This window comes from Vibrio sp. 1151_11, assembly GCF_029478525.1.
In the GTDB taxonomy this organism is placed as follows: Bacteria; Pseudomonadota; Gammaproteobacteria; order Enterobacterales; family Vibrionaceae; genus Vibrio; species Vibrio anguillarum.
The window spans coordinates 129,461-142,647 of record NZ_SHMN01000011.1 but is presented as its reverse complement, the minus strand read 5'-3'; the positions used below and the strand labels follow the sequence as shown (position 1 = coordinate 142,647).

The following is a 13,187-nucleotide window of genomic DNA, read 5'->3' as shown; positions in this document are numbered from 1 at the left end:
ACAACATGGCTGAAAGCTTAATACTTGAAGGGCGAAGGGAAAGAACATTCCCTAGAACAGTTAAGCCTAGACCACAACGGTATGCTAAGAACAAAAATGCCGTTCACTCTTAAGTGAACGGCATTAGAGTGGGAACTCGCTCTTTTCTATTAGGTACGATGGCTGGGGTTGCTATTCGCGTTCGTGTAACGGTTTAAAGTTACGCATTTTTTGGCCAGTGTAAAGTTGGCGAGGACGGCCAATTTTATTATCTGGATCACTGTGCATTTCATTCCAGTGGGCAATCCAACCGATAGTGCGAGACATTGCGAAGATAACGGTAAACATAGAGATTGGAATACCGATAGCCTTCAGAATAATGCCTGAGTAGAAATCCACGTTAGGGTAGAGTTTTTTCTCAACAAAGTATTCGTCAGAAAGCGCGATGCGCTCAAGTTCCATCGCCACATCTAACAGTGGGTCTTGAATATTCAGCTCTTTGAGCACTTCATGACAAGCCTCACGCATTACCGTCGCTCTTGGGTCGTAGTTTTTATAAACTCGGTGACCAAAACCCATCAAGCGGAATGGATCATCCTTATCTTTTGCTCTGACGACATACTCAGGAATGTTATCAACGTTGCCTATCTCTTCTAGCATACGCAGACAGGCTTCGTTAGCACCCCCATGAGCAGGCCCCCACAACGAGGCAATGCCAGCCGCAATACAGGCAAACGGGTTAGCACCAGAAGAACCGGCAAGGCGAACCGTTGAGGTTGACGCGTTTTGTTCATGATCGGCATGCAGTGTGAAAATTTTATCCATCGCGCGTGCAACCACAGGATTCACTTCATACTCTTCACACGGCGTTGCAAACATCATGTGTAGGAAGTTCTCGGCATAGCTCAAGTCATTACGCGGGTAGATAAATGGTTGGCCGACAGAATACTTGTAGCACATCGCCGCCAATGTTGGCATTTTTGAGAGTAGGCGGTAAGCCGCTATTTCTCGGTGTATATCATTATTAATATCAAGTGAATCATGGTAGAACGCGGCAAGCGCTCCAACCACACCACACATTACAGCCATTGGGTGAGCGTCACGGCGGAAACCGTGGAAGAAACTTGCGATTTGCTCATGAACCATAGTGTGACGCGTCACCGTATGTTTAAACTCTTCATATTGCTTACGATTAGGGGCTTCACCGTAAAGAAGAATATAACAAACTTCCAAGTAATCAGCGTTATTGGCTAATTGATCAATAGGGAAGCCGCGGTGCAGTAACACCCCTTTTTCGCCATCGATATAAGTGATTTGAGATTCACAAGATGCAGTGGCAAGAAAACCAGGGTCAAAAGTGAAGTATCCGTTGGCTCCTAGTTTACGAACGTCGATTACTTGTGGGCCTACAGTCCCATCCATAATCGGCAGCTCGATTGGCGCTTTACCTTCAATATGAAGGGTCGCTTTCTTATCTGCCATAACAATCTCCTTTGTTTATTATTTAATCCGTCCAGGATGTTTGTGTGACATTTTTTTACGTGTGTTCTTAATTAAAGTCAATTTTTCTCGTCTGATGTGTGCACTTGTTTTGATTTTTTATACATATAAAGTTAAAAATCTGTTCTGTGTAGCAAAAATTGTTACATCAATTGTATTAGAATGTTGCGAGCCGTATAGTGGCACTGAAAATTTTGGTGAACACCTTATAAATAAAAGGCTAGAAACTGTATTTTAGTATTGCATTCTGTCTTTGTTGTTAACGGAATTATTACATTTAACTGCGCGATATCGGGCTTTTTATGTTAAAACAATGTTAACTTTTGTGGGTTTTACAACCAAAATTCATTTATAACTATAAATGCTCAATGGAGCTGAGTGAGCAAGCCCGTGAAAGAAAGAAAGTCAAGACCTGTTAATTTAGATTTACAGACCATTCACTTTCCGATCAGTGCGATTGCATCTATCCTACACCGAGTGTCTGGGGTGATGATGTTCGTTGCGGTCGGAATTTTGCTGTGGTTACTCTCCCTCTCGTTAAGTTCTCCGGTAGGTTTTATGGAAGCCAGCAACATTGTGAATGGCTTTTTCGCAAAATTTATTTTATGGGGAATTTTAACAGCGCTGTCTTACCACATTGCAGGTGGTATACGCCATTTGCTGATGGACCTGGGCCACTTTGAAGAGTTGGAGTCAGGGGCTATGAGTGCCAAAGTCGCCTTCATCGCAACAGCAGTGCTTTCAGTTTTAGCGGGAGTATTGGTATGGTAAAACATGTTTCTTCTTTTGGTCGTAACGGAGTGCATGATTATCTGCTGATCCGTGCTTCTGCGATCATTATGACTCTTTATACTATCTACCTAGTCAGCTTCTGTGCTTTCTCTGGTGATATCTCCTATGTTTCATGGACACAGTTTTTTGGTGGAACCTTTACCAAAGTCTTCACAATGCTGGCGTTAGTCTCTGTCCTTATCCATGGTTGGATCGGTTTATGGCAAGTATTAACGGATTACATTAAGTGTTCTAAATTGCGTGGTGGCCTGCAATTGGTCGTTATAGCAGTGCTCTTTGGATACTTCTTCTCTGGCTTATTTGTATTGTGGGGTGCGTAAGTGACTATTCCAGTTCGTGAATTTGATGCCGTAGTGATCGGCGCTGGTGGTGCAGGCATGCGTGCAGCACTGCAAATTTCAGAGCAAGGTTTATCCTGTGCTCTGCTTTCTAAAGTTTTTCCAACACGTTCTCACACGGTTTCGGCCCAAGGTGGTATTACCGTTGCGTTAGGCAACGCGCATGAGGACCACTGGGAACAACATATGTATGACACGGTGAAGGGCTCCGACTATATCGGTGACCAAGATGCTATCGAGTACATGTGTAAGAATGGTCCAGAGTCGGTGATTGAACTAGAGAAAATGGGTTTGCCTTTTTCTCGTTTTGACAATGGCACCATTTATCAGCGCCCATTTGGTGGGCAATCCAAAAATTTTGGCGGTGAACAAGCGGCTCGAACCGCTGCTGCCGCTGACCGTACTGGTCACGCACTACTTCATACCTTGTATCAACAAAACATTAAATATAAGACCACGATTTTCTCTGAGTGGTACGCACTTGATTTAGTGAAAAATGAAGAGGGTGCAGTACTTGGCTGTACCGCCTTGTGTATGGAAACAGGCGAAGTTTGTTATTTCAAATCTAAAGCCACAGTATTAGCGACTGGCGGAGCTGGCCGTATCTATGCTTCAACCACCAACGCGCACATCAATACGGGTGATGGCGTGGGCATGGCTATCCGCGCTGGCGTCCCGATGCAAGATATCGAAATGTGGCAATTCCACCCAACAGGGATTGCTGGTGCTGGCGTTCTTGTGACGGAAGGGTGTCGTGGTGAAGGTGGCTATCTTTTAAATAAAGATGGCGAACGTTTCATGGAACGTTATGCACCAAACGCGAAGGATTTGGCTGGTCGCGATGTAGTAGCCCGCTCAATGATGATTGAGATCCGTGAAGGTCGTGGTTGCGATGGTCCATGGGGTCCGCATATCAAGCTTAAACTGGATCACCTTGGCAAAGAAACTCTGGAATCTCGTCTGCCGGGCGTATGTGAGTTGTCACGTACGTTTGCTCACGTCGATCCAGTTAAAGAACCGATTCCAGTGATCCCAACCTGCCACTACATGATGGGAGGAGTACCGACTCAAGTTTCAGGTCAGGCGATTAAGCAAGATGCTAAAGGCGCTGATGTGGAAGTTCAAGGTTTGTTTGCGTGTGGTGAAATTGCATCAGTATCGGTGCATGGCGCGAACCGTTTGGGTGGTAACTCTCTACTGGATTTAGTGGTCTTTGGCCGAGCAACAGGCTTGCATTTGGGCGAAACGTTGAAAAAGCAAGCGGACGCAAAACCTGCCACAGAAGCGGACATTGAAAAATCGCTAGAACGTTACAACCGCTGGGAAAACAGTACAGGTGGTGAAGATCCCGCGCAAATTCGTAAAGATCTGCAACGTTGTATGCAAAATAACTTCTCGGTGTTCCGTGAAGGTGAAGCGATGGCTAAAGGTCTTGAAGAGCTTAAAGTGATTCGTGAACGTTTGAAGAACGCACATCTTTCAGACAAGTCAACCGAGTTCAACACTCAACGGATCGAGTGTTTAGAGCTGGAAAACTTGATGGAAACAGCATTTGCTACCGCGGTTGCTGCAAATTATCGTACCGAAAGCCGTGGAGCCCACGCTCGCTTTGACTATCCTGAACGCGATGATGCTAATTGGTTATGCCATTCAATTTACAACCCTGAGACTGAAAGCATGTCGAAGCGTAGCGTAAATATGGAACCAATTTATCGTGAAGCGTTTCCGCCTAAAGCGCGCACATACTAAGGAGAAGGCACTATTATGAAATTGAAATTCTCTTTGTATCGCTATAATCCGGATGTCGATCAAAAGCCTTACATGAAGGATTATCTGCTTGAAGTCGAAGAGGGCTCTGACATGATGTTGTTGGATGCACTCATTTTGCTGAAAGAGCAAGATCCCACCATTGCTTTTCGTCGCTCGTGCCGTGAAGGGGTGTGTGGATCTGACGGTTTGAACATGAACGGTAAAAATGGATTAGCGTGTATCACTCCATTATCCGCGCTTTTGGCCAAAGGCACGATCGTTATTCGACCTCTGCCTGGGCTACCAGTCGTCCGTGATTTAATTGTCGATATGGCCCAGTTTTATGAAAATTACGAGAAGGTTAAACCTTATCTTGTGACTGACGGAAACTTGCCTCCGGCTCGTGAGAACTTGCAATCACCAGAAGAGCGAGCGCATTTAGACGGTTTATATGAGTGCATTATGTGCGCTTGCTGCACAACTTCATGCCCTTCTTTCTGGTGGAACCCGGATAAGTTTATCGGCCCAGCAGGTTTGTTGGCGGCTTATCGTTGGCTAATTGACAGCCGAGATACCGCAACAGATGAACGTTTATCTAATCTTGATGATGCTTTTAGCGTTTTTCGTTGCCATGGCATCATGAATTGTGTAAGTGTTTGTCCTAAGGGATTAAATCCGACGAAAGCCATTGGACATATCAAATCAATGCTTGTGAACCGTTCGGTTTAAAATGAATAAAAATTGCAGGTCTTCGGACCTGCCTTTTATAGCTCGGCATAGACCGAAGCAAACGTGAAAACTACTGGTTAAGGGAAAATATGCACAACGGCGTGATGAAGGCATGGCTCGAGTCTTCACACTTGGCTGGCGCCAATGCAACTTACGTAGAGGACCTCTACGAACTGTATCTAAGTGATCCTGATCTGGTAAGTGAGGAGTGGAAACGTGTTTTTGATGGCTTGCCTGCGCAAGCTGACAATGTGGTTGAACAGCCACATTCACGTGTCCGTGACTACTTCCGACGACTCGCGAAAGAAACAAAGCATTACAATGTCCAAGTTAGTGATCCAGATGTCGATGCTAAGCAAGTAAGAGTCTTGCAGCTGATTAATGCTTACCGTTTTCGCGGTCATGAAGCGGCTCAACTCGACCCCCTAGGTTTATGGCAACGCCCATTAGTGGCAGAATTAGACCCAGCGTTCCACAATCTTAACGAAGGTGACTTCGAAGAAACTTTCAATGTCGGCTCTTTTGCTATCGGGCAAGAGACAATGAAATTGAAAGACATTTATCAAGCCCTCAACAAAACCTATTGCGGTTCCATCGGTGCAGAATACATGCACATTATCGACACTGAACAAAAGCGTTGGATACAACAACGTCTTGAATCAGTCGTTGGTCAACCTTCTTTCAGCAAAGAAGAAAAACGAATTTTCCTCGAAGAATTGACAGCCGCAGAAGGCCTTGAGCGTTATTTAGGCGCGAAATTCCCCGGTGCTAAGCGTTTTTCTTTGGAAGGTGGTGACGCGCTCATCCCAATGATGAAAGAGTTGATCCGTCATGCTGGTAGCACAGGTATGCGTGAAGTTGTGATTGGTATGGCGCACCGTGGTCGTCTTAACATGCTCGTCAACGTCTTGGGTAAAAAACCTCAAGATCTGTTCGACGAGTTTGCGGGTAAGCATGGTGAAAGCTGGGGAACGGGTGATGTTAAATATCACCAAGGTTTCTCTGCTGACTTTGCGACACCCGGCGGTGATGTGCATCTAGCCTTAGCATTTAACCCTTCGCATCTTGAAATTGTTAACCCAGTCGTAATTGGTTCAGTTCGTGCTCGACAAGATCGATTGGGAGATGAAGACGGTTCGACAGTGCTACCTATTTCGATTCATGGTGACTCTGCTATCGCTGGTCAAGGTGTCGTTGCCGAGACATTTAACATGTCTCAAGCGCGTGGCTATTGCGTGGGAGGGACGGTACGTATTGTTATTAACAACCAAGTTGGTTTTACCACCTCAAACCCTCGTGATACACGCTCGACTATGTATTGTACTGACATCGCTAAGATGGTTCAGGCACCCATTTTCCACGTCAATTCTGATGATCCAGAAGCAGTTGCTTTCGTCACCCGCATTGCACTCGATTATCGTAATGAATTTAAGCGTGATGTCGTCATTGATCTGGTTTGTTATCGCCGTCACGGCCATAACGAAGCCGATGAACCCAATGCTACTCAGCCGTTAATGTATCAAAAGATCAAAAAGCATCCTACGCCGCGTAAGCTTTATGCTGATGTTTTGATAGAGCGTGGTGAGTTTGATATTGAGATTGCCACACAGTTAGTCAACGAATATCGTGATGCTCTGGATCATGGTGAAGTCGTGGTGAAAGAGTGGCGTCCAATGGCACTGCACTCTGTTGATTGGTCACCGTATATTGGCCATGAATGGGATATGCCATGGAATAATAAAGTTGACCTTGAGCGTTTAAAAGAGCTGGGTAACCGAATTTGTCAGTATCCAGAAAGCCATAAACTGCAAAGTCGTGTGGATAAAATCTATACCGACCGACAAGCGATGGTTAATGGAGAGAAGCTTCTCGATTGGGGTATGGCTGAAACGCTGGCTTATGCAACCTTAGTTGATGATGGAAAGCGAATCCGCATTTCGGGGCAAGACTCTGGGCGTGGAACCTTCTTCCACCGTCACTCGGTATTGCATAACCAAAGTGACGCAAGTACCTATATTCCATTGGCGAATATCCATGATAAACAAGGTCCTTTTGAAGTATTGGATTCGGTTTTGTCGGAAGAAGCAGTGCTAGCTTTTGAATATGGCTACGCGACAGCGGAGCCGAGTGGTTTGACGATTTGGGAAGCTCAGTTTGGTGATTTCGCCAATGGAGCTCAAGTTGTGATTGACCAGTTCATCTCTTCCGGTGAACAAAAATGGGCGCGTTTGTGTGGTTTAACCATGCTGCTACCTCATGGTTATGAAGGACAAGGCCCGGAACACTCATCAGCACGCCTAGAGCGTTATTTGCAACTGTGTGCTGAACAAAACATGCAAGTGGTGGTTCCCTCTACGCCAGCGCAGGTATACCACATGCTGCGTCGTCAGGTTGTTCGTCCAATGCGTCGACCATTGATCGTTATGTCACCAAAATCGTTGCTGCGTCACCCACTATGTATCTCAACACTGGAAGACTTGGCTGACGGATCGTTTTTGCCGGCTATCGGCGAAGTTGACGATCTCAACCCAGCGAACGTCAAACGTGTTGTGTTCTGCTCTGGTAAGGTTTACTACGACCTGCTTGAACAGCGCCGCAATAACGAACAAGGTGATGTTGCTATCGTCCGTATTGAACAGCTATATCCATTCCCGAAAGAAGAAGTGGAAGCGGTTATCGCTCAATACACTAATGTTGTTGACTATGTATGGTGCCAAGAAGAGCCTCAAAACCAAGGTGCTTGGTACAGTAGCCAACATAACTTCCGTTCTGCCATTCCAGCCGGTGCTGATCTGAAATACGCAGGTCGCCCTGCATCAGCATCACCAGCCGTTGGTTATATGTCGGTACACTTGAAACAACAAAAAGCGTTGGTTGAAGACGCTCTGACCCTAGCTTAACGAACTAGAAGTAAAAGGAAGACACAGATTATGACAATTGAAATTCTGGTTCCAGATCTACCTGAATCAGTGGCTGATGCAACAGTCGCGACATGGCATAAAAAGCCAGGTGAAGCCGTCGCTCGTGATGAAGTACTCGTTGAGATTGAAACTGATAAAGTAATTCTTGAAGTGCCAGCGCCTGAGGCGGGTGTTCTCGAAGCCATTATCGAGCAAGAAGGTGCGACGGTGCTTTCGAAACAGTTATTGGCGAAATTGAAACCCGGTGCCGTTGCAGGTGAACCGACGAAAGATACCACCAACGATACAGAGCCGTCTCCTGATAAACGCCACAAAGCCACGCTGACAGACGAAACGAATGATGCGCTTAGCCCTGCGGTACGCCGTTTACTCGCCGAGCATGGTTTGGAAGCCAGCCAAGTGAAAGGCTCTGGTGTGGGTGGGCGTATCACGCGTGAAGATATTGATGCTCATCTAGCGGCCGCAAAATCAGCGTCAGCAGTTGCTTCAAATCAACCTGAGCCTGTCGTTGCGATGGCGCGCAGTGAAAAACGTGTACCGATGACGCGTTTGCGTAAACGTGTTGCGGAGCGTCTGCTTGAGGCAAAAAATAGCACGGCGATGTTGACGACGTTTAATGAAGTTAACATGAAGCCTATCATGGATCTTCGTAAGCAATATCAAGGTCTGTTTGAAGAGAAACACGGTATTCGTTTAGGCTTTATGTCTTTCTACGTGAAAGCGGTAACAGAAGCGTTAAAGCGTTACCCAGAAGTGAATGCATCTATTGATGGCCAAGATATTGTGTATCACAGCTATTTTGATATTAGTATGGCAGTTTCAACGCCTCGTGGCTTAGTGACTCCGGTTCTTAAAGATTGCGATACGCTAAGCCTTGCCGAAATTGAGAAGGGCATCAAAGAGCTTGCACTCAAAGGAAGAGATGGCAAATTGACGGTTGAAGAACTGACTGGCGGTAATTTCACGATTACGAATGGCGGTGTGTTTGGCTCGTTAATGTCAACACCGATCATCAATCCGCCGCAAGCGGCCATATTGGGCATGCACAAAATCCAAGACCGCCCAATGGCTGTGGATGGCAAAGTAGAAATTTTACCAATGATGTACCTAGCACTTTCTTACGACCACCGTTTGGTGGATGGCCGTGAGTCAGTTGGTTTCCTTGTGACAGTAAAAGAGCTACTTGAAGATCCAGCACGTCTGCTACTGGATGTGTAACCTCACTGAACGTTGTTCAGTGAATTTAAGGCTAGGCATGCTCACGTCTAGCCTTCATTTAAGCAAAAAGCTACAAGCTATCCTCTTGGATAAATTGCAGCCGCTTAATTTGAGAAGCACCCTACAGATATATGGCGCAGCATAGCTGCCGCTTTATGGAAATAATAAATCCCCTAAGGGATAAACAAACGGAAGAACATAATGAATTTGCATGAATATCAAGCCAAACAGCTGTTTGCAGAATTCGGTTTGCCTGTACCGGAAGGTTATGCCTGTGATACTCCACAAGAAGCTTTTGAAGCGGCGGGTCGGATTAGTACAGCGAAGAAAGTTGTTAAGTGTCAAGTGCATGCAGGTGGTCGCGGTAAAGCGGGTGGCGTTGAGTTGCACGACACTAAAGATGGTGTCAAAGAGTTTGCTCAAAAATGGCTAGGTAAAAATCTGGTTACTTATCAAACGGACGCAAATGGTCAGCCAGTATCAAAAATTTTGGTTGAAGAAGCCTCTAATATCGCGAATGAGCTTTACTTAGGCGCTGTTGTTGACCGTGCGACTCGTCGTGTCGTGTTCATGGCCTCAACAGAAGGCGGCGTGGAAATTGAAAAAGTAGCGGAGGAGACTCCGGAGCTGATTCATAAAGCCGCGATTGATCCTTTGGTTGGTCCGCAAGCCTATCAAGGCCGCGAACTTGCTTTCAAACTTGGCTTGGAAGGTGACCAAATTAAGCAATTTGTGAAGATCTTTCTAGGTCTTGGCGCTATGTTTACCCAGTATGATCTTGCATTGCTAGAAATCAACCCATTAGTTGTCACCGCTGAAGGGAACTTGTTGTGCCTTGATGGCAAGATCAACATCGACTCAAACGCACTTTATCGTCAACCTAAACTTCGCGAAATGCACGATCTCTCACAAGAAGATGAGCGCGAAGCTCATGCTGCTCAGTGGGAACTGAACTATGTTGCTCTTGATGGTAATGTTGGCTGCATGGTGAACGGTGCTGGCCTTGCAATGGGCACTATGGATATTGTTAACCTTCATGGCGGAAAACCTGCAAACTTCCTTGATGTTGGTGGTGGCGCAACCAAAGAGCGTGTTGCTGAAGCGTTCAAAATCATTTTGTCTGATCACAACGTGAAAGCCGTATTGGTTAATATTTTCGGTGGTATCGTACGTTGCGATATGATTGCAGAAGGCATTATCGGTGCGGTGAAAGAAGTTGGTGTAACGGTTCCCGTAGTCGTGCGTTTGGAAGGTACAAATGCGGAATTAGGACGCGGAGTACTTGCAAATTCTGGTCTTGATATCATTGCAGCTGAGTCGTTAACGGACGCAGCTCAGAAAGTTGTTGCTGCGGCGGAGGGTAAATAATGTCGGTACTTATTAATAAAGACACCAAAGTAATCTGCCAAGGTTTCACTGGTGGTCAGGGAACTTTCCACTCCGAACAGGCGATTGCCTACGGTACACAAATGGTCGGTGGGGTTTCTCCGGGTAAAGGTGGTCAAACTCACCTTGGTCTGCCTGTATTTAATACGGTGCGTGACGCAGTGAAAGCAACGGGTGCAACGGCAACCGTTATTTATGTACCTGCACCATTTTGTAAAGACGCTATTTTAGAAGCAATTGACGCTGGTATTGAACTTATTGTGACGATCACTGAAGGTATACCGACTACCGATATGATTGACGTAAAAGTGAAGCTCGAAGAGACTGGTGTGCGTATGATTGGTCCGAACTGTCCGGGTGTGATTACACCGGATGCGTGTAAGATCGGCATCATGCCAGGCCACATTCATAAGAAAGGAAAAGTGGGTATTGTTTCTCGTTCAGGAACGCTAACTTATGAAGCCGTTAAGCAAACAACAGATGAAGGCTTTGGTCAGTCAACGTGTGTTGGTATCGGCGGTGACCCAATCCCGGGCTCTAACTTCATTGATATCTTGAAACTATTCCAAGACGATCCTGAAACTGAAGCGATTGTGATGATTGGCGAGATCGGTGGTACAGCCGAAGAAGAAGCCGCAGCATTCATTAAAGAGAATGTCACGAAACCGGTGGTGTCTTATATTGCTGGTGTGACCGCGCCTCCGGGTAAACGGATGGGCCATGCTGGCGCTATCATTTCTGGTGGTAAAGGGACAGCTGATGAGAAATTTGCAGCGCTTGAAGCCGCGGGTGTGAAAACCGTCAAAAGCCTTGCTGATATCGGAAAAGCATTGCGTGAAGTGACGGGTTGGTAATCACGCCTCCCTCAGTTTGAAGACAAACCCCGAACCTTGTTTCGGGGTTTTTACTTTAGATTCAATAGGTTTTGATACTAGCGTTTTACAAGTTGACTGCACATAAACATCGTTGTAGCTGTCACGACAACCGAAGGGCCTGCAGGTGTGTCAAAATGCCACGAGAGGATTAGCCCGCCCAGCACAGCTAAAGCGCCAACCAAAGAAGCCAATATTGCCATTTGCTCTGGGGTTTTTGTGAGTCGCCTAGCGGTCGCCGCGGGAATAATCAGCAGCGATGTCATAATCAGAGCACCAACAAATTTCATTCCGAGTGCAATCACCACCCCAATCAATAGCATCAGCAGCAAACGCATTAAATCAACGTTGATACCCTCAACAAACGCAAGTTCTTCGTTCACTGTAGTTGAAAGTAATGGACGCCAAAAAAGAAATAGCAGTGCACTTACTGCAATTGCTCCTCCCCAAATGAAGGCTAAATCAGTAAAACTTACCGCCAATAAATCGCCAAAGAGATAGCTCATTAAATCGATGCGAACGTTATCAAGGAAGCTTACTGCAATGAGACCAATGGATAACGAGCTGTGAGCGAGAATGCCGAGCAAAGTGTCTGTCGCCACAAGCTGCTGTTTCTGCATAGTAACCAAAATGATTGCAAGCCCAAGACAGCAAACGAGCAACGCAAGATAAAGGTTGATATCAAGTAAAAAGCCTAGTGCCAATCCCATCAGCGAGGCGTGTGCGAGGGTATCGCCAAAATAAGCCATTTTTCGCCAAACCACGAATGACCCAAGGGGACCTGCGATAACGGCAATACCAAGGCCTGCTAATATTGATGGAAGAAGAAATTCAATCATGATGGTGACCGTGTGAATGATTTGAACAGCAAGTTGCATCACCTTTTACAGGTTGGCCTGCTAAGTCGTGATGATGCTGATGCTTGTGATGGTAAAAAGCTAAGGCTTCGCGATTGCGTGTACCAAATAATGCGATATAGCTTGGGTGTTGAGTAATCGTTGCAGGTGAACCGAAACAGCAAACATGGTGATGAAGGCAGATAACATCATCCGTTTTTGCCATCACCAGATGCAAATCGTGAGAGACCATGAAGACACCACAGCCGAAACGATGTCGTATGGCATCGATAAGATCATACAGATCAATTTGCCCTTGCACGTCAACACCTTGGGCTGGTTCATCAAGAATTAGAATATCTGGGCGCTGTAGCAATGCACGGGCGATAAGAATCCGTTGCGTTTCACCACCGGACAGCTTATGCATATCATAATCAAGAAGATGCTCGGCCCCGACAAGCCTGAGTGCGTCTAGTAACTCTTGTTGACTAAAACGTCCGGCCAAACTTAAAAATCGTTGAACGGGGAGTGGTAACGCGTCATTAAGTTTTAATTTTTGAGGAACATAACCAATTTTAAGGTTTTTTACGCGCGTCATGGTTCCGCTATGGACGGGCTGTAGCCCGAGCAATACTTTAACGAGCGTCGACTTGCCCGCACCATTAGGACCTATCAGTGTGGTAATCTTCCCTTTTTCTAGGTTGATACTGACATTGTCCAAAACACGGCGGTTGTTGAATTCGACACAAATGCCTTGCAGCTGAATTAAGTTGGACATGAATGGAACTTATTTGCAATTCGGAAGTGTTATAATGTAACATTTCGTTCCCTTTAACGCTATATACCGAATGGAAAAACCATCATGTT

At 45.9% G+C, this 13,187-nt stretch carries 11 protein-coding genes; 8 read left to right on the top strand and 3 right to left on the bottom strand.

Going from position 1 to position 13,187, the window contains the following annotated elements; all coding sequences use genetic code 11:
* Positions 1 to 171: 171 nt before the first annotated feature.
* Positions 172 to 1,461: a citrate synthase gene (locus EXZ60_RS10355; RefSeq protein ID WP_017042719.1), complete on the bottom strand. Its 1,290-nt coding sequence runs from the start codon at positions 1,459 to 1,461 to the stop codon at positions 172 to 174.
* Between the two features lie 396 nt (positions 1,462 to 1,857).
* Here EXZ60_RS10355 and sdhC point away from each other — a divergent pair, with 396 nt between their 5' ends.
* The 8 genes from sdhC (at position 1,858) to sucD (ending at position 11,466) form a co-directional block, all read left to right on the top strand.
* The gene (gene sdhC, locus EXZ60_RS10350; protein WP_010318676.1) at positions 1,858 to 2,250 is read left to right on the top strand and encodes a succinate dehydrogenase cytochrome b556 subunit; all 393 of its coding nucleotides are present in this window, start codon (positions 1,858 to 1,860) and stop codon (positions 2,248 to 2,250) included.
* Entirely contained in the window at positions 2,244 to 2,591 is a 348-nt protein-coding gene (sdhD, locus tag EXZ60_RS10345) for a succinate dehydrogenase, hydrophobic membrane anchor protein (protein WP_010318675.1), read from the top strand. The genes sdhC and sdhD overlap by 7 nt, the downstream gene beginning before the upstream one ends.
* Positions 2,592 to 4,358 carry a succinate dehydrogenase flavoprotein subunit gene (sdhA, locus tag EXZ60_RS10340; protein ID WP_013856347.1) on the top strand — a complete coding sequence of 589 codons (1,767 nt, stop codon included), beginning with the start codon at positions 2,592 to 2,594 and terminating at the stop codon, positions 4,356 to 4,358.
* Between the two features lie 15 nt (positions 4,359 to 4,373).
* Positions 4,374 to 5,087 (top strand): succinate dehydrogenase iron-sulfur subunit, encoded by a 714-nt coding sequence (locus EXZ60_RS10335; protein ID WP_013856348.1) that lies wholly within the window; start codon positions 4,374 to 4,376, stop codon positions 5,085 to 5,087.
* 89 nt (positions 5,088 to 5,176) lie between these two features.
* Positions 5,177 to 7,987, top strand: coding sequence for a 2-oxoglutarate dehydrogenase E1 component (gene sucA / locus EXZ60_RS10330; RefSeq protein WP_170899968.1), 2,811 nt, complete (start codon positions 5,177 to 5,179; stop codon positions 7,985 to 7,987).
* A 30-nt stretch (positions 7,988 to 8,017) separates the two neighbouring features.
* Positions 8,018 to 9,226 carry a 2-oxoglutarate dehydrogenase complex dihydrolipoyllysine-residue succinyltransferase gene (odhB, locus tag EXZ60_RS10325; protein ID WP_088729033.1) on the top strand — a complete coding sequence of 403 codons (1,209 nt, stop codon included), beginning with the start codon at positions 8,018 to 8,020 and terminating at the stop codon, positions 9,224 to 9,226.
* Between the two features lie 201 nt (positions 9,227 to 9,427).
* Positions 9,428 to 10,594 (top strand): ADP-forming succinate--CoA ligase subunit beta, encoded by a 1,167-nt coding sequence (sucC, locus tag EXZ60_RS10320; RefSeq protein ID WP_088729032.1) that lies wholly within the window; start codon positions 9,428 to 9,430, stop codon positions 10,592 to 10,594.
* Complete coding sequence (gene sucD, locus EXZ60_RS10315) at positions 10,594 to 11,466, top strand: succinate--CoA ligase subunit alpha (RefSeq protein ID WP_013856352.1); 873 nt, start codon at positions 10,594 to 10,596, stop codon at positions 11,464 to 11,466. Before sucC ends, sucD begins: the two co-directional genes overlap by 1 nt.
* 77 nt (positions 11,467 to 11,543) lie before the next feature.
* Here sucD and znuB read toward each other — a convergent pair whose 3' ends face one another.
* Together znuB and znuC are read right to left on the bottom strand one after the other, a co-directional pair.
* Positions 11,544 to 12,323, bottom strand: a complete 780-nt coding sequence (znuB, locus tag EXZ60_RS10310; protein ID WP_013856353.1) for a zinc ABC transporter permease subunit ZnuB — start codon at positions 12,321 to 12,323, stop codon at positions 11,544 to 11,546.
* Positions 12,316 to 13,098 (bottom strand): zinc ABC transporter ATP-binding protein ZnuC, encoded by a 783-nt coding sequence (znuC, locus tag EXZ60_RS10305; protein ID WP_094500349.1) that lies wholly within the window; start codon positions 13,096 to 13,098, stop codon positions 12,316 to 12,318. Before znuC ends, znuB begins: the two co-directional genes overlap by 8 nt.
* Positions 13,099 to 13,187: the final 89 nt, after the last annotated feature.